The sequence below is a fragment of the Amnibacterium kyonggiense genome (genome assembly GCF_004364555.1).
GTDB classification, from domain to species: Bacteria; Actinomycetota; Actinomycetes; order Actinomycetales; family Microbacteriaceae; genus Amnibacterium; species Amnibacterium kyonggiense.
Genome location: NZ_SOAM01000001.1, coordinates 916,759 through 932,607, shown reverse-complemented (window position 1 = coordinate 932,607; position 15,849 = coordinate 916,759). Strand labels below are relative to the sequence as shown.

Below are 15,849 nucleotides of genomic sequence, written 5' to 3'. Positions count from 1 at the left end.
GGAGGGGCCGAAGGGCCCTCCGCGCCGCCGTCGGACCATGGAGGCCGGAGCCGTCATGCCCTCCGTGCCGGCGGCACCACCGCGATCGGGCACGGCGGATGCTCGACCAGCGCTCGGCCGACGGAGCGCACGGGCACCCGGTCCTCCACGGACGACCGGCGCGAGCCGACCACGACGAGGGAGGCGTCCGCTCCGGCGCGGACGACGGCGGCGCCGGGCTCGCCCCGGAGGAGCGCCGTGCTGACGCCGAGGGCCGGGCGGGATCGACGGATCGCGCCGGCCGCCGCATCGAGCGACCGCGCGGGGTCCGACGGGGCGTCCTCCTCGTCGCCGGTCCGCGCGAGGGCGCCCCTGGGCGGCACCGCACGCCGGCCGACGTGCACGAGCCGGAGCGGGCGCGCGGCGGCGACGGCCTCCGCCCCCGCGAAGCGGAGCGCGTCGTCGTCCGATCCGTCGCCCGCCACCCCGACCAGGACGGGACCGTCGTCGTCGCCTGCGCTGCGCGGGACGAGCACGACGGGACGTCGCAGCGATTCGGCGAGTCGGATCGCGAGCAACGACGGCAGCACCCGGGTCAGCGGCACCGTCCGGCTCGCGCCGAGGACGACGAGGTCCTGATCCGCGGCGGCCGTCGTGAGCGCCGCCCGCACGGGACCGTGCGGCAGCCGGACGGCGACGGGGATCGAGGGCATCTGCTGATGCAGCAGGTCGCTCGCGCGCTCGGCACCGTCCGTGCGACCGCCGTCCGGCATGCCGACGAGCGTCACCGCCATCGGGTGCCGGGCAGCGCGCTTCGCCGCCCATCCCGCGACGGCTGCGACCTCCTCCGTCCCGCCGACGACGAGGAGGACGCGCTCGGCCGCGGCCGCGCGTTCCGCGGAGGATCCGGACACGGAACGAGGGTGCCGGCGGTCGCGCTCGAGCAGCAGAGGAGAAGGACCCGCCGGCTGCTGCCGACGGGTGCCGGCTCAGTACTCGATGCGGCCGTGCCGGTCGTGGAACTCCCCGGTCGGGCCGTCGGGACCGAGCAGCGCGAGCGCGACGGTCGCGTCCGTGCCCTCGGCGACCGTCTGGTGCCCGCTGTTCCCGTTCAGGTCGGTCGCCGTGTAGCCCGGATCCGAGGCGTTCACCCGCATGCCGGGCAGGTCCTTCGCGTACTGCACGGTGAGCGTGATCACGGCCGCCTTCGACGACGCGTAGGGCACCGCGTGCACGGGGAACTCGTCGCGACGGGGATCCCGGAGCGCCCGCGGCCAGCCCACACCCGACGCCACGTTGACGATCACGGGCGCGGCGGAGCGGTGCAGCAGCGGCAGGGCCGCCTGCGTCACCCGCACGATCCCGAACACGTTCGTGTCGAACGTGCGGAGCATCACCTCGGCGTCCAGCTCGTCGACCGAGCCGGCGCCGCCGATGATGCCGGCGTTGTTGACGAGGACGTCGAGCTCGTCGAGGCCCGCGATCGCGGCGTCCACCGACGCCTGGTCGGTGACATCCAGGCGGACGACGTCAGCGCCGAGCGCCCGCGCGGCGTCCCCCGCCGCCGGGTCGCGCATGCCGGCGTGCACGGTGTGGCCCGCTTCGAGGAGTCGGCGGACGGTCTCGAGGCCGAGGCCCTTGTTCGCCCCGGTGATGAGTGTCGTGGTCATGCCTCCAGCGTGCGCGGCGCCCTCGTCCGCTCCCTATGCCCCACCGGTACCACCCTGGCCCGCCGCGGACGCGGGACGATGGAGGCGTGGAGGAGTTCGCCGAGGTGCTGCGCGCGTGGCGCGACCGCGTCCGACCGGAGGAGGTCGGCCTGCCCGCCGGCCCGGGACGGCGCGCGCCGGGCCTCCGCCGGGAGGAGCTGGCCTCCCTCGCCGGGGTGAGCGTCGAGTACGTCGTCCGGCTGGAGCAGGGGCGGGCGCTCCACCCGTCCGCGCAGCTGCTCGGCGCCCTCGCGCGAGCGCTCCGCCTGACGGACGCCGAGCGCGACCACCTCTACCGCGTCGGCGGCGCGGCCGTCCCGGCCGAGGGGCTGGTGCCGCAGCACATCCCGCCCGGCGTCCAGCGGATCATGGACCGACTCGCGGACACCCCGATGGCGGTCGTGTCCGCCGCCTGGGACGTGCTCGACTGGAACCCGCTGTGGGCGGCGCTGACGGGCGACCCGAGCGGGCGCCGGGGCCTCGACCGCAACGTCGCCTGGCGGCACTTCACCGGCGACCCCGGCACCGTCGAGTTCGACGCGGCGCACCACGCGGAGTTCTCGAGCGATCTCGCGGCCGACCTCCGGGAGGCGTCAGGTCGCTACCCCGCGGATCCGCGCCTCGCCGCGCTCATCGGCCGGCTGCGCGCGACGTCGCCCGAGTTCGAGCAGCGGTGGGGCGAGGCGCACGTCGCCCGACACCGGTCGAGCCGCAAGACCGCGACGGGCACCGCGGTCGGCCCGATCACCGTGGACTGCGACGTCCTGACCGCGCCAGGCAGCGACCTGCGGATCGTCGTCTACACGGTCGCACCCGACTCGGAGGACGCGTCCCGTCTCGACCTGCTGCGGGTCGCGGGGCTGCAGCCGATCGGCTGATCTCAGCCGCCGAACCACCAGCGCCCGACGGGACGCTCCGGCGGCTCCTGCTGCCGGCCGGCGAGGCGCAGCGTGCGAGCGCCGAGCACCACGACGAGACCGAAGACCGCCCAGGCGACGGCCCGGGAGAGGAAGTCCGGCGTCTGCAGGGCGTAGGCGAAGGACCCCACCCCGACGACGACCTCGACGGCGAAGCCGTAGAAGAGGCCCTCCCAGGGTGCACCGCGCATGCGCGGGAGGGTACGCGCGTCTCGCGCGGCGTCGGCGCGGTCGCGCAGACTGGCCCCGTGGCATCCCTCGGCATCATCTTCCAGCCCAGCTTCCCGCCCGAGCGGCTGCGCGGAGTCGCGCAGCGTGCGGAGGCGGCGGGCATCGAGGAGCTGTGGGTCTTCGAGGACTGCTTCCGGGAGAGCGGCATCGCCGCCCTGGTCGCGGCGCTCGCGGCGACGGAGCGGCTCCGGATCGGCGTCGGCATCCTGCCGATGCCCCTCCGCAACGTCGCGATCACCGCGATGGAGCTCGCGACGATCGACCGGCTGTTCCCCGGCCGGGCCCGCTTCGGCGTCGGGCACGGTGTGCTCGACTGGATGGGCCAGGTGGGCCGCCGCGTCGCCTCCCCGCTCACGCTCATGCGCGAGTACGTCCCGGCGCTGCGCGCGCTCCTCGCGGGCGAGGAGGTGTCGGTCGACGGCCGCTACGTGCACCTCGATCGCGTCCGGCTGTCGTGGCCCCCGCAGGGACGGGTCCCCGTCCTCGCCGCCGGAGAGGGGCCGAAGACGCTCGCCCTCACCGGCGAGGTCGCCGACGGCACGGTCCTCACCACCGGCACGAGCCCGGCGATGACCCGCGACGCGCTCCAGCGCATCCGGGACGGCCGGGATGCCGCCGGGCGGGACGGTGAGCACGAGGTCGTCGTGTTCGTGAACGCCGGCTTCGGCCCCACGGCGGCGACCGACATGGAGGCCGAGTTCGACCGCTGGGGATTCGAGGGAGAGCGCCGCGTCGCGGCGACGGGCGACCACGACGAGGTGGCCTCGGTCGTCCGGGAGTTCCTCGAGGCGGGCGCCGGCACGGTGCTGCTGCAGTCGCGGTCCGAGGAGCCCGACCTCGACGCCTGGATCGACGACGCGGGCGCGGTCGCGGCACGACTGCGCTGAGCATCGCGGCCGGATGCGGCGCCGGTCAGGCGCTGCCCCACTTCGCGGGGTCCTGCACGGATCGCTGTACTGACCGTGCACGCGTTGCGTGGTTGAGCGTGCTCAACTCAGACGACTGGCAGGAACACCCCTGGAGTGGCGTCAGCGGGTGAAGATGGTGCGGCCCTACCGTCGTGGGCACCAGCTCGGGGGTCGCCCCGAGGCGGGCGACGGCGCCGGTGGGCGCCTCTGCCTGCCGCTCGTCGCTCGAGCTCCAGTTCCCGACGACGCCGCCCCGACGGAAAGCGAAACGCTGTGACCGCCCTCCCCTCCTCGCCGGTGCACGACTTCGCCTCGGCTTCCGGCCCGACCCCCTACCGCGCGCTCGTCCTGGGCCGCGGCCCCGTCGCCGACGGGGAGCGGGCCGCCGTGGTGGACGCGTTCGCCCGCCGGCTCGCGGACCGGACCGGGCACGGCGTCGACGTCGAGGTGACCGGCGGCGACCCGCTGGCCGAGTCCGAGGGCGCCGGGCTCCTCCCGGACCGGGATCTGCGCCGACAGGACGTGGTCGTCCTCGCGGTCGAGCCGACACGGCACCTCGACGAAGCCGTCGACCGCATGCGGACGCTCCTCGACGACCTCGAGCAGCGGATGACCGTGGGCGCCGCGGTCGTCGTCGCCGTGACCGCGACGAGGTCCGCTTCGCGCGTCGAGCAGGACCTCGACCGCTTCGCGGACCGCCTCCGCGCAGCGATCAGCCCCCTGATCCGCGTGATCCGGCTCGACATCGCTCCGGGCGCGACCGCCGCCGAGCGGGCCCGACGCTGGACGGAGGCCGTCGCGGACGCTGCGGCGGACGCGCTGATCGACCCGCTGGTGCGCAGCATTGCGGACGACCCGTTCGACGAGCTCGATCGCGTCGACGTCGTGCGCGGTGTGGGACGGCGCTACATCGACTGGGCGGAGACCTTCCAGGACGTCGTCGAAGCGGCGCGGTCGAGCTACCGCACCCCGTCCGCGGCGATGAGCATCATCGACGACGAGACCACCCGCTACTTCGCCCGCAGCGGCAACGTCGCGGACGAGCTGCCCCGGGGCAAGACGGTCTGCAACCGGGTGATGCGCCTCTACGGCGGACTGATCATGGGCGACGCGCGCCTCGACACGCGCTTCAGCCGGCTGCCCGAGGTGCGCAGCGGCGACGTCCGCTTCTACGCCGGGTACCGCATCACTGGACCGGACGGCGCCCCGTTCGGCGCGCTCTGCGTCTTCGACTCGGCGGTGCGGACGGTGTCCGACGAGGACCTCGTCGAGCTGCGCGACCTCGCGCTCGACGCGCAGCGCCGCCTGTGGACGCTGCTCGCCGCCTGACCCTCAGGGCAGGCGGCTGAGCGCTTCCAGGAGCGCGTCCCCGAACCCCTCCGGCACCTCGAGCACCACGCGGTGGCGAAGGCCCGGCTGCGGCGGGTACCCGATGAAGCGGCTCCGGAGGTCCACCAGCGTCTGACCGTGGCCGGGTCCGCCGGTGGTGTCCACCTCGATCGGCACCACGGGGGCGGAGGTCGGGACGACGGTGCCGAGCGCGATCGCCGCCGCCAGCGGGTCGTGGAGCGCGCACGACGGCCGTCCGAGGACGGGCGTGTAGTACTCGAAGTACACGCCGAGCATGGCCGCCAGCGCCGCGCCGCTCGCACCGCTGGACGCCAGGTCCACGCGGTGCGTCTCCTCGAAGCGGGCGAGCATCGTGACGTCGAGCCCGACCATGGTGACCGGCCAGGCCGCGTCGAACACGGCCTGCGCCGCGATCGGGTCGTTCCAGATGTTCGCCTCGGCCACCGCGCTGACGTTGCCGGGCACCTGCGCGGCGCCGCCCATGATCACGACGTCCGCCACGAGCGACGGCAGGTCCGGGTCGAGCCGGAGCGCGAGCGCCAGGTTGGTGAGGGGTCCGATCGCGAGCACGCGGAGCGCGCCGGGGTGCTCGTGCGCGAGCCGGACCAGCATCTCCGCCGCCGACTCGGCGACCGGCTCCCCCACGTGCGGCAGCTCGACGCCGCCGATCCCGTTGGCGCCGTGCACGAAGTCCGCGACGCCGTGGAAGACGTCGTCGAGCGGGTCGTGCGCCCCGACCGCGACCGGCACGTCCGGACGCCCCATCAGCGCCATGAGGTCGAGCGTGTTCCGCGCGCCGCCGGCGGCCGACAGGTTGCCGCTGACGCTGCCGATCCCCTTGAGGTCCGCGCCCTCGGCGACGAGCAGCCCGAGCGTCAGGGCGTCATCGATGCCCGTGTCGCAGTCGAGGTACCACGGCGCCCCGCTCACGCTGCGGTCGCCAGGTACGCGTGCCAGTCGGCCTGCGGCCGCTCCACGCCCCGCACCAGCCAGCTCGTACCGTGCGGCACCCTCGGCGTCGTCCTCAACGTCCATCCCATCTCTGCGGGCGTGCGATCGCCCTTCGTGTTGTTGCACGCGAGGCAGCAGGCGGCCAGGTTCTCCCAGCTGTCCGCACCGCCGCGCGAGCGGGGCAGCACGTGGTCGATGGTCGTCGCGCCCTTGCCGCAGTAGCAGCAGCGGAACTCGTCCCGCCGCAGCACCCCGCGACGCGTGACCGGCACGCGTCGCTGCCCCGGCATCCGAACGTACCGCGTCAGGATGATGACGCTCGGCCGGTCCCAGGACCCGGAGGTCGCGAACACGGGATGGCTCTCATCGGCCGAGACGACCGTCGCCTTCCCGTTCAGCACGAGCACCAGGGCCCGTTTGAAGGACACGACCGCGAGCGGCTCGTATCCGGCGTTCAGCACGAGGGTGCGCATGAGGGTTCCTCTCGAAGCGGCCCGCACGGCTTGCGGGGGTTCGACCCGACCCGGACCCGCGGCGGACGCCGAGGATCCCGGAGCGCCCCTCGGGCGCCGGGCGCCCCAGGACGAGAAAAGGCGCCGTCCGATGGACGACACCTCGTTCTTCACGCTCCGCTGACGGTATGGCGCGCTGATGCTGATCGACGCTGCGGTGACGGGCCCCGAGCAGGACGACGGACGTGGACCGTCCGCACCTGCGCTCGCTCATCACTCGATCCCTCCGCCGGAGTCTCGAGCGCCAGGCTAAGGGACGCCGCCGACGGCGCGTGCGCGGGAGCGGAACCGGAACCGGCTCGTAACGCGACGTTCACAGTCGCCGGGCAGGAAGGCTGTCTCAGATCCCGAAGCGCTCGAAGTGCACAGCCGTGGTCCACAGTTTCTGGACGCGCACCTTCGCGCCCGGGTAGGGCGCGTGGAGGATCATCCCGTTGCCGGCGTAGAAGCCGTCGTGCGAGTCGTCGTTGAAGATGACCACGTCGCCGGGCTGCGCGTCGGCCTGCGAGATCGGCGTGCCGATCCCGTCCTGGGCGTGCACGGAGTGCGGCAGGCTCACGCCGTACTGGGCGTAGACGAACATGATGAAGCCGGAGCAGTCGAACCCGCTCGGGTCCGCGCCGCCGAAGACGTACGGGACGCCGCGGTACTGCAGCGCGGTGTTGAAGACCGCGTCGAGGCTGAACGGCGGGTGCGCCGGGTTCTTGAGGAAGTCCGCGGCGCTCGGGCCCGAGTAGGACGCGAACTGGGTGGCGTACTGCTGGCGGAGCAGCGTGGCGGACGACGTCGCCTCGAACTTGTCGCGGCTGATCTTCACCGCGGCGAGGTCCTCGCTCGCCCGGTACTGCTGCTGGCCGGTCTTGGTCACGGCGCGACCGGCGACGCTGCTCTGCTGCTGCGCCGGGTTCACCGCGTAGGAGGGCAGCGCGATGGTCGCCACCAGTCCGGCGGCGAAGGTCATGACGAGGGCGGAGAGCACGACCTTCGACTTCGCGCGGCGCGGCGCGGGCCCTGCCGAAGCGGCCGGGGCAGCGGGCATCGCCGTTCGACGACCGCGGCGGGCGTCGATCCGGTCGCTCGAGGGCGTCCCCCGGCCGGTCCCGCGACGGGACGTCCGTGACCCGTCGAGACCCGCTGTTCCACCCACGTGCACCCCCTGCGCGACCCGTCCGGCAGGCGCCGTGCCCCCGAAACCAGGAACAACGTAACGAGACGCTCACGATCCGCTCGGCGCGACGCGCGGAAACCTTCGACATGCGATCGAAGGATTCGTGCACCCGCGGGACGATCGCGTGCAGCCCGTCCCCCGATCGGGGGCCGAACGGTCCGGCGCCGCGATCAGCGCGGCTTCGAGGACGTCAGCGGGCGACGAAGACGTGGACCGCGACCTCGGCGGGCAGCTCGAGCGCGTCCTCGTAGCCGTCGACCTCGAGCCGCACGCCGCGCGGCGTGGTCGAGGCGATGGCCGTCGCGCCGGGCAGCACGCCGGTCGCCTTGAGCTCGCCGAGCAGCTCCGGGTCGAATTGCGCGGGCTCGCCGAGCCGGCGGATCGTCACCGCGACCGGACCGCCGTGGGCCCGGACGTGCGGCACCAGCGACACGACGCCCTCGAGGAAGCGGACCGAGGGCGACGCGCTCAGGTCGTCGAGCGGCGGGATCGGGTTGCCGTAGGGCGACTCGGTGGGGTGCCCGAGCATCTCGACGAGCCGCTCCTCCACCTGCTCGCTCATCACGTGCTCCCAGCGGCACGCCTCGTCGTGCACGAACTCCCAGTCGAGCCCGATGACGTCGCTGAGCAGCCGCTCCGCGAGCCGGTGCTTGCGGAGCACGTGCACAGCCTTGGTGCGGCCGGCGGTCGTCAGCTCGAGGTGCCGGTCGCCGGTGACGACCACCAGGCCGTCCCGCTCCATGCGCGCGATCGTCTGCGAGACGGTGGGCCCGGAGTGACCGAGGCGTTCGGAGATCCGTGCGCGCAGCGGGACGATCGCCTCCTCCTCGAGATCGAGGATGGTGCGCAGGTACATCTCGGTGGTGTCGACGAGATCCGTCACCGCAGCGCTCCTTCCGAACCGGGTGCTCAGTGTACGGGGGCCCGACGACGCCGCCGCGACCTGCGCAGCCCCGCGGGAATAGGCTTCTGTGCCCGTGACGGACCTCGCGCAGACCATCCAGATCCCGGCGACGCTGCTGCCCGCCGACGGCCGCTTCGGGTGCGGGCCGTCCCGCGTCCGGAGCGCCCAGGTCGACGACCTCGTCGCCGCGTCGCGCGCGCTGCTCGGCACGTCCCACCGCCAGAAGCCCGTCAAGGCGCTCGTCGGCTCGGTGCGCGAGCAGGTCGCCGCCCTCCTCGGCGCGCCCGAGGGCTACGAGGTGCTGCTCGGCAACGGCGGATCGACCGCGTTCTGGGACGCCGCCGCGTTCGGCCTCGTCGAGCGGCGCAGCGCGCACGGCGCGTGGGGCGAGTTCGGGGCGAAGTTCGCCAAGGCGGCGAAGGCGCCCTGGCTGACCGCCCCCGCGGTGACGGAGGCGCCCGCCGGCGGTCGAGCCGAGGTGCCCGTCGTCGACGACGCGGACGTGTACGCCTGGCCGCACAACGAGACCTCCACGGGCGTGGCCGCTCCGGTCCGGCGGGTGGCGGCGCCGGGGGCGCTCACGGTGATCGACGCGACCAGCGCTGCGGGCGGGATCGCGTTCGACGCGGCCGAGGCGGACGTCTACTACTTCGCGCCGCAGAAGAACCTCGGCTCCGACGGCGGGCTCTGGCTGGCGCTCGCGTCGCCCGCGGCGATCGAGCGCATCGGTCGCATCGCCGCCTCGGATCGGTACATCCCCGAGTTCCTGTCGCTGCAGGCGGCGGTGGAGAACTCCCGCCTCGACCAGACGCTGAACACCCCGGCGCTCGCCACGCTCGTGCTGCTCGAGTCGCAGCTGCGGTGGATGAACGACCAGGGCGGCCTGCCGTGGGCGTCGGGGCGCACGGCGGCCTCCTCGTCGCTCCTCTACGACTGGGCGGAGCGCGTCGCGTACGCGACGCCGTTCGTCGCGGCGCCGGAGGACCGCTCCCCCGTCGTCGTGACGATCGACTTCGACGGGGTGGACGCGGCCGACGTGGCCCGGGCGCTGCGCGCGAACGGGATCGTCGACACGGAGCCGTACCGGAAGCTCGGCCGCAACCAGCTGCGCATCGGCACGTTCGCGTCGGTCGAGCCGTCGGACGTGGAGGCCCTGATCGCGTCGATCGAGTTCGTGGTGGACCGCCTGGGCTGAGCCCGGGCGGTCCACCCCGTCACCGCGGCCTACAGGCTGCGGTCGACGTCCCCGGGCCGCGGCGGCAGGTCGTCGTCCTCGTTGTCGAGGTCGCCGTCGTCCTGGTCGGCCTCCTCCGGCGACCCCACGCCCTCGAGCTCCGCCTCGTCGAGCTCGTCGAGGTCGTCGTCGACCGCGAGGTCGTCCTCGTCGAGGTCGGCGTCCTCCGCCGACTCGTCGTCCGCCTCCGACTCGCCGGGGTGCCGCTCGTCGGGGTGCTGCTTGCGCCACTCGGCGAGCCGCTCGGCCCACGGCACCCACGGCGGGGCGAGCAGCGAGCCCTCGCCCGGCAGCAGCTCGACCTCGAGCACCGTCGGCGGCACGTCGGGGAGGTCGGAGGTCGACACCGTCCAGTGCCAGTCCCGGTACGCGGCCAGCCGGCACGCGAACCGCAGGTCGAGCACGCCGGGCTCGACCTCGTCGACGCCGAGCAGCTCGCCCACGTCGGCGGGGTCCGTGACCTCCGCGAGCGCGGCGAGCGCGAGCGCCGTGCGCTCCTCGGTCGTGATCGTCACGACTAGGAGTCGAAGTCGTCGGCGACGCGGCGCAGCAGCGACGCGATGCGGCGACCGTGGGTGCTGTCCGGGTAGCGGCCGCGGCGGAGACCGGCGCCCTCGCGGTCGAGCACCTTGATGAGGTCCTCGATGCGGGCGGCCATGTCGTCGGCGGAGGGGCGGGCCATGCGCTGCAGGCTCGGCGGGTTCTCGAGGACCCGCACGGAGAGCGCCTGCGTGCCGCGCTTGCCGGCCGCGACCCCGAACTCCAGCTTCGTGCCGGCCTTCACGACCGCTCCGGCGGGGAGGGCGGACGCGTGGAGGAAGACCTCCTCGCCGTCGTCCGACGTGATGAAGCCGAAACCCTTGCTGTCGTCGTAGAACTTGACTCTGCCGGTGGGCATGCTGACCTCGTAGGGAGTGGGACGTGGCGGGCGTGGGGCCGGATTCGGCCGATCCATCCTAGCCGCGACGGGGCCCGGCGGTGCCGGGCCGGTAGGCTCACCGCCCGTGGCAGCCGTCGAATCAGGAGCGGGCCGGGCGCAGCGCATCCTCGCGACCCTCGCGTTCGCCCTGATCGGGCTCTCCGCGGTCGACGTCGTCGCGCTGCTGCTGCTCCGCGCGGGCGGCGTGCCGAACGCCTCGTTCCAGACCGGCGGGCTCCTCGTGCTCCAGCTGATCCCGCTCCCGGGGCTCACGATCGGACTGATCTGCGTGATCGCCCTCTTCGTCGTGCTCGCGGTCCGCCGGTCGCGGGAGCAGGGCGCTCAGCGCGGTCGCCGCTGACCCTCGTCGGCTTCGACCGGCGTACACGACGAAGCATCAGGAAGCACTCAGGAACCGCGCAGAGACTGTGCGCCATGGCCTCCGAGCAACCGCGCATCCTCATCGTCGACGACGAGCCGAACATCAGGGACCTCCTCACCACGAGCCTGCGCTTCGCCGGCTTCGCGGTCCGGGCCGTCAGCAACGGCGCCCAAGCCATCTCGGCGGTGCTCGAGGAGGAGCCCGACCTCATCATCCTCGACGTGATGCTGCCCGACATGAACGGGTTCGGCGTGACGAAGCGCCTTCGCGCGTCCGGGTACACCTCCCCGATCCTGTTCCTCACGGCGAAGGACGACACCGAGGACAAGATCACGGGCCTCACGGTCGGCGGCGACGACTACGTCACGAAGCCGTTCAGCCTCGACGAGATCGTCGCGCGCATCAAGGCCATCCTGCGGCGCACGATGCACGCCGAGGAGGACGCGGTGATCCGCGCCGGCGAGCTGACGATGGACCAGGACACGCACGAGGTCACCGTGGGCTCCGAGGCCATCGAGCTCTCCCCCACCGAGTTCAAGCTGCTGCGCTATCTCATGCTCAACCCGAACCGGGTGCTCTCGAAGGCGCAGATCCTCGACCACGTGTGGGAGTACGACTTCAACGGCGACGCCGGGATCGTGGAGTCCTACATCTCCTACCTCCGCCGCAAGCTCGACGCGCACTCGGCGGAGCCGATCATCCAGACGAAGCGCGGCTTCGGCTACATGCTGAAGGCGGCGAAGGTCTGATCGCCTGCGGAGGGCGGCCGACGCGCGGCGTCGGCACCCCCCACGGGAAATGACCGGCACGATGCGCGCGACCGTCGGAGAGTGGTGGGCCGGGATCTCGCTGCGCGCGAAGATCACCGGCGTCACGGTGCTGGTACTGACCCTCGGCCTCGTCGTGTCCGGCCTGGGCACGATGACGCTGATCCACACCTACCTGATCCGCGATGCGAACACGCAGATCTCGCAGACGCTGCGGGGCCTCACGGTCGCCTCGACGGAGAACAACGAGGCCGCGTCCGCGACCCAGTTCGTCTTCGCGCACTTCACCGAGGACGGGGAGCTGATCCAGGCGAATCCGACCTGGCAGCGCGCGGACCCGCAGATCGGCAGGATCACCGCCGCGGACGTGCGGGACTTCGCGACGCCGTCGACGGTCAAGCAGGGCAACGTCGCCGCCTTCCAGATCGCGGCGAGGCAGCTCACGGACGGGTCGATCGTGGTGCTCGGCATCCCGCTCGAGAGCATCAACCGGCTCATCGCCCAGCTCTTCACGCTCTTCTTCGTCTTCGGCATCGGCGTCGTGATCGTCGGCGGCGTGGTCACCCGGCTGCTCGTGGGCTCGACCTTCGCGCCGCTCAAGCAGGTGGAGCGGACCGCGGCGGCGATCGCCGACGGCGACTTCGGTCAGCGGCTCGGGCACACCACCCCGAACACCGAGGTCGGGCGCCTCAACCGGTCGCTGAACCGGATGCTGAACCGCATCGACGGCGCACTCGCCGACCGCGCGCGGACCATCGACCAGATGCGGCGGTTCGTCGGCGACGCGAGCCACGAGCTGCGCACCCCGCTCGTCTCCGTGCGCGGGTACGCGGAGCTGTACCGGATGGGTGCGCTGCAGTCCCGGGAGGACGTCGCGCAGGCGATGGACCGCATCGAGCGGGAGGCGATCCGGCTCGGTGCGCTCGTCTCCGACCTGCTCGCGCTGGCACGGCTCGACGAGTCCCGCGAGCTGAAGCGCACGGTCGTGGAGCTGCTGCCGATCGCCCACGACGCCGCCCTCGACGCCCGGGCCTTCGCGCCGAGCCGTCCCATCCGGGTGATCGGCCACGACCCGGAGCAGCCGACCGGCACCGTCGAGATCCTCCGCCCGGTGACGGACGAGGCGAGCGACGAGACGCCGGCGACGACCACCTCGACGCGCCTGTTCCGACGCGGCGTGACCGCCGATGCGGCGAGCGTCACCGGATCGCTGCGGCTCGCCTCGGCCCGGCTGCTGCGCGCTCGTCGGCGAGCGCGCGACGGCGGCGTCGACGACGCGCCGGCGCCGCTCATGACGGGCACCGCCCGGCCGGTCGTGCTCGCGGAGGAGGACAAGCTCCGCCAGGTCCTCGCGAACCTCATCGGGAACGCGATCCGCTTCACCCCCGACGGCACCCCGATCGAGATCGCCACCTACGGCGACAAGGAGCGCGGGCTCGCGATGCTCGAGATCATCGATCACGGCGACGGCATCCCTCCGCAGGTGCGCGACAAGATCTTCCAGCGCTTCTGGCGCGCCGACTCGTCCCGCACCCGCGACACGGGCGGCAGCGGGCTCGGTCTCGCCATCGTCGCGGCGATCGTCTCCGCGCACCAGGGCACGATCGGGATCTCGGAGACCGCCGGCGGCGGCGCGACCTTCCGAGTCGCGCTTCCGCTCCTCCCCAGCGACGAGAACGACCGCGAGGCGGATCGGGACGACGTGGACGACGAGGAGCGCGAACCCGCGTCCTAGCGTGGCGCCTCCACCCCATCCCATTGGAGGCAACGCATGACCCGATACACCGTCGACAGCGACGCCGTCGACTCCGCCGCCGCCGCGATCACCGCGACCGTCGCCCGCCTGCAGAGCGAGGTGACCTCGCTCCACGGCCAGCTCGACGCGCTCCAGGGCGTCTGGACCGGCGCCGCCGCAATCGCCTTCCAGGGCGTCGTCCAGCAGTGGCGGACCACGCAGACGAGCGTCGAGCAGGTGCTTGCCTCGATCGACCGCGCGCTGCGGTTCGCCGGTCAGCAGTACGTCGAGACGGAGCTGGCGAACGCCCGCCTCTTCGCCTGAGCCGGACCGAAGCGCTCGCTCCGGATGGTTTCGACACGGGCGCGGAGCGCCCGGCTCGACCACCGTGACCACCGCGCTCGACCGGCGCCGTCATCCGAGCGCGCGTTCAGCGCGCCGGTACGGCACAGCCTTCGACGCGCTCGCGCGTCGAAGGCAATGAGCAAGGGCCGCATCCCTTTCGGGATGCGGCCCTTGCTGCTGTCGCTACGGCTGGATCAGAAGTCCATGCCGGCGCCGGCGTCGGCGCCCACCGGGGCGGCCGACTTCTCCGGCTTGTCGGCGACGACGGCCTCGGTGGTGAGGAACAGGCCCGCGATGGACGCCGCGTTCAGCAGCGCCGAACGGGTGACCTTCACCGGGTCGTTGATGCCCGCAGCGAGCATGTCGACGTACTCACCGGTCGCGGCGTTGAGGCCGTGGCCGACGGGCAGGTTGCGCACCTTCTCCGCGACGACGCCCGGCTCGAGACCGGCGTTGAGGGCGATCTGCTTGAGCGGCGCGTCGACGGCCACGCGGACGATGTTGCCGCCGGTCACCTCGTCGCCCTGGAGCTCGAGCTTCTCGAACGCGGACTTGCCGGCCTGGATGAGCGCGACGCCACCACCGGCGACGATGCCCTCCTCGACGGCGGCCTTCGCGTTGCGGACGGCGTCCTCGATGCGGTGCTTGCGCTCCTTGAGCTCGACCTCGGTGGCCGCGCCCGCCTTGATGACGGCGACGCCGCCGGCGAGCTTGGCGAGGCGCTCCTGGAGCTTCTCACGGTCGTAGTCCGAGTCGGTGTTCTCGATCTCGTTGCGGATCTGCTGCACGCGACCGGCGATCTGCTCGGCGTCGCCGGCACCCTCGACGATCGTCGTCTCGTCCTTGGTGATGACCACCTTGCGGGCGTTGCCCAGCAGGTCGAGCGTGACGTTCTCGAGCTTGAGGCCGACCTCCTCGGAGATGACCTGGCCGCCCGTAAGGATCGCGATGTCCTGCAGCTGCGCCTTGCGGCGGTCGCCGAAGCCCGGCGCCTTGACTGCGACGGACTTGAAGATGCCGCGGATCTTGTTGACGATCAGGGTCGCGAGCGCCTCGCCGTCCACGTCCTCGGCGATGATCAGCAGCTGCTTGCCGCTCTGGATCACCTTGTCGACGATGGGCAGCAGGTCCTTGATGTTCGAGACCTTGCTGTTGACGATGAGGATGTACGGGTCCTCGAACACCGCCTCCTGGCGGTCCGGGTCCGTGACGAAGTACTGCGACAGGAAGCCCTTGTCGAAGCGCATGCCCTCGGTCAGCTCGAGCTCGGTGCCGAAGGTGTTCGACTCCTCGACGGTGACGACGCCCTCCTTGCCGACCTTGTCGATCGCCTCGGCGATGATCTCGCCGATGGTCTCGTCGCCGGCGGAGATGGACGCGGTTGCGGCGATCTCCTCCTTGGTCTCGACCTCCTTCGCGGCGGCGAGCAGCTCGGTGACGACGGCCGCGACGGCCTTGTCGATGCCGCGCTTCAGGCTGATGGGGTCGGCGCCGGCGGCGACGTTGCGGAGGCCCTCGCGGACGAGCGCCTGGGCGAGCACGACCGAGGTGGTCGTGCCGTCACCGGCGACGTCGTCCGTCTTCTTGGCGACCTCCTTGACCAGCTCGGCGCCGATCTTCTCGTACGGGTCGTCGAGCTCGATCTCCTTGGCGATCGAGACGCCGTCGTTCGTGATGGTGGGGGCGCCCCACTTCTTCTCCAGCACGACGTTGCGGCCGCGCGGGCCGAGCGTGACGCGCACGGCGTCGGCGAGCGTGTTGAGGCCGCGCTCGAGGCCGCGGCGGGCCTCCTCGTCGAAAGCGATGATCTTCGCCATAGGTGTTTCTCGTCCTCCCTG

At 72.8% G+C, this 15,849-nt stretch carries 18 protein-coding genes; 8 read left to right on the top strand and 10 right to left on the bottom strand.

The window, feature by feature from the left end:
- Positions 1–53: 53 nt before the first annotated feature.
- Both CLV52_RS04875 and CLV52_RS04870 read right to left on the bottom strand, forming a co-directional pair.
- Positions 54–893, bottom strand: coding sequence for a universal stress protein (locus CLV52_RS04875; protein WP_133765146.1), 840 nt, complete (start codon positions 891–893; stop codon positions 54–56).
- A gap of 75 nt (positions 894–968) precedes the next feature.
- A complete protein-coding gene (locus tag CLV52_RS04870) occupies positions 969–1,649 on the bottom strand; it encodes an SDR family NAD(P)-dependent oxidoreductase (protein ID WP_133765145.1) in 681 nt (226 codons plus the stop codon).
- Positions 1,650–1,735: 86 nt separating this feature from the next.
- On the opposite strand from CLV52_RS04870, the gene CLV52_RS04865 reads away from it, so the two are divergent.
- Entirely contained in the window at positions 1,736–2,566 is an 831-nt protein-coding gene (locus tag CLV52_RS04865) for a helix-turn-helix transcriptional regulator (protein WP_133765144.1), read from the top strand.
- A gap of 2 nt (positions 2,567–2,568) precedes the next feature.
- On the opposite strand, the gene CLV52_RS04860 is transcribed toward CLV52_RS04865, so the two are convergent.
- A complete protein-coding gene (locus tag CLV52_RS04860; RefSeq protein WP_133765143.1) occupies positions 2,569–2,796 on the bottom strand; it encodes a hypothetical protein in 228 nt (75 codons plus the stop codon).
- Between the two features lie 57 nt (positions 2,797–2,853).
- Here CLV52_RS04860 and CLV52_RS04855 point away from each other — a divergent pair, with 57 nt between their 5' ends.
- Both CLV52_RS04855 and CLV52_RS04850 read left to right on the top strand, forming a co-directional pair.
- Complete coding sequence (locus CLV52_RS04855) at positions 2,854–3,723, top strand: LLM class flavin-dependent oxidoreductase (RefSeq protein WP_133765142.1); 870 nt, start codon at positions 2,854–2,856, stop codon at positions 3,721–3,723.
- Positions 3,724–4,017: 294 nt separating this feature from the next.
- Positions 4,018–5,073, top strand: coding sequence for a hypothetical protein (locus CLV52_RS04850; protein ID WP_133765141.1), 1,056 nt, complete (start codon positions 4,018–4,020; stop codon positions 5,071–5,073).
- Positions 5,074–5,076: 3 nt separating this feature from the next.
- On the opposite strand, the gene CLV52_RS04845 is transcribed toward CLV52_RS04850, so the two are convergent.
- From CLV52_RS04845 to CLV52_RS04830, 4 genes are all read right to left on the bottom strand, one after another.
- A complete protein-coding gene (locus CLV52_RS04845) occupies positions 5,077–6,024 on the bottom strand; it encodes a nucleoside hydrolase (RefSeq protein WP_246017962.1) in 948 nt (315 codons plus the stop codon).
- Positions 6,021–6,518, bottom strand: coding sequence for an HNH endonuclease (locus CLV52_RS04840; protein ID WP_133765139.1), 498 nt, complete (start codon positions 6,516–6,518; stop codon positions 6,021–6,023). The genes CLV52_RS04845 and CLV52_RS04840 overlap by 4 nt, the downstream gene beginning before the upstream one ends.
- A 379-nt stretch (positions 6,519–6,897) precedes the next feature.
- Entirely contained in the window at positions 6,898–7,596 is a 699-nt protein-coding gene (locus CLV52_RS04835) for a C40 family peptidase (RefSeq protein WP_133765138.1), read from the bottom strand.
- A 319-nt stretch (positions 7,597–7,915) separates the two neighbouring features.
- Positions 7,916–8,608: an iron-dependent transcriptional repressor DtxR gene (locus CLV52_RS04830; RefSeq protein ID WP_133765137.1), complete on the bottom strand. Its 693-nt coding sequence runs from the start codon at positions 8,606–8,608 to the stop codon at positions 7,916–7,918.
- A gap of 94 nt (positions 8,609–8,702) precedes the next feature.
- On the opposite strand from CLV52_RS04830, the gene serC reads away from it, so the two are divergent.
- Entirely contained in the window at positions 8,703–9,824 is a 1,122-nt protein-coding gene (serC, locus tag CLV52_RS04825) for a phosphoserine transaminase (RefSeq protein WP_133765136.1), read from the top strand.
- A 29-nt stretch (positions 9,825–9,853) separates the two neighbouring features.
- On the opposite strand, the gene CLV52_RS04820 is transcribed toward serC, so the two are convergent.
- Positions 9,854–10,378 carry a DUF3027 domain-containing protein gene (locus CLV52_RS04820; RefSeq protein WP_133765135.1) on the bottom strand — a complete coding sequence of 175 codons (525 nt, stop codon included), beginning with the start codon at positions 10,376–10,378 and terminating at the stop codon, positions 9,854–9,856.
- A gap of 2 nt (positions 10,379–10,380) precedes the next feature.
- A complete protein-coding gene (locus tag CLV52_RS04815) occupies positions 10,381–10,761 on the bottom strand; it encodes a cold-shock protein (RefSeq protein ID WP_133765134.1) in 381 nt (126 codons plus the stop codon).
- 106 nt (positions 10,762–10,867) lie between these two features.
- Between CLV52_RS04815 and CLV52_RS04810 the strand changes: the two genes are divergently transcribed.
- The 4 genes from CLV52_RS04810 (at position 10,868) to CLV52_RS04795 (ending at position 13,990) form a co-directional block, all read left to right on the top strand.
- Positions 10,868–11,143 carry a hypothetical protein gene (locus tag CLV52_RS04810; protein WP_133765133.1) on the top strand — a complete coding sequence of 92 codons (276 nt, stop codon included), beginning with the start codon at positions 10,868–10,870 and terminating at the stop codon, positions 11,141–11,143.
- 74 nt (positions 11,144–11,217) lie between these two features.
- On the top strand, positions 11,218–11,913 hold the full coding sequence (locus CLV52_RS04805; protein WP_119480874.1) for a response regulator transcription factor: 696 nt from the start codon (positions 11,218–11,220) through the stop codon (positions 11,911–11,913).
- A gap of 61 nt (positions 11,914–11,974) precedes the next feature.
- Complete coding sequence (locus CLV52_RS04800; RefSeq protein ID WP_133765132.1) at positions 11,975–13,666, top strand: sensor histidine kinase; 1,692 nt, start codon at positions 11,975–11,977, stop codon at positions 13,664–13,666.
- A gap of 36 nt (positions 13,667–13,702) precedes the next feature.
- On the top strand, positions 13,703–13,990 hold the full coding sequence (locus tag CLV52_RS04795) for a WXG100 family type VII secretion target (RefSeq protein WP_133765131.1): 288 nt from the start codon (positions 13,703–13,705) through the stop codon (positions 13,988–13,990).
- A gap of 215 nt (positions 13,991–14,205) precedes the next feature.
- Here the strand turns inward: CLV52_RS04795 and groL are convergent, their stop codons facing one another.
- Positions 14,206–15,828, bottom strand: coding sequence for a chaperonin GroEL (gene groL / locus CLV52_RS04790; RefSeq protein WP_133765130.1), 1,623 nt, complete (start codon positions 15,826–15,828; stop codon positions 14,206–14,208).
- Positions 15,829–15,849 lie beyond the last annotated feature (21 nt).

Excerpts from the sequence above, each read along its gene's own strand:
- groL (WP_133765130.1), bottom strand. The coding sequence starts at position 15,828 with ATGGCGAAGATCATCGCTTTCGACGAGGAGGCCCGCCGCGGCCTCGAG.
- CLV52_RS04815 (WP_133765134.1), bottom strand. The coding sequence starts at position 10,761 with ATGCCCACCGGCAGAGTCAAGTTCTACGACGACAGCAAGGGTTTCGGC.
- CLV52_RS04805 (WP_119480874.1), top strand. The coding sequence starts at position 11,218 with ATGGCCTCCGAGCAACCGCGCATCCTCATCGTCGACGACGAGCCGAAC.
- CLV52_RS04835 (WP_133765138.1), bottom strand. The coding sequence starts at position 7,596 with ATGCCCGCTGCCCCGGCCGCTTCGGCAGGGCCCGCGCCGCGCCGCGCG.
- CLV52_RS04840 (WP_133765139.1), bottom strand. The coding sequence starts at position 6,518 with ATGCGCACCCTCGTGCTGAACGCCGGATACGAGCCGCTCGCGGTCGTG.
- CLV52_RS04795 (WP_133765131.1), top strand. The coding sequence starts at position 13,703 with ATGACCCGATACACCGTCGACAGCGACGCCGTCGACTCCGCCGCCGCC.
- CLV52_RS04870 (WP_133765145.1), bottom strand. The coding sequence starts at position 1,649 with ATGACCACGACACTCATCACCGGGGCGAACAAGGGCCTCGGCCTCGAG.
- CLV52_RS04860 (WP_133765143.1), bottom strand. The coding sequence starts at position 2,796 with ATGCGCGGTGCACCCTGGGAGGGCCTCTTCTACGGCTTCGCCGTCGAG.
- CLV52_RS04800 (WP_133765132.1), top strand. The coding sequence starts at position 11,975 with ATGCGCGCGACCGTCGGAGAGTGGTGGGCCGGGATCTCGCTGCGCGCG.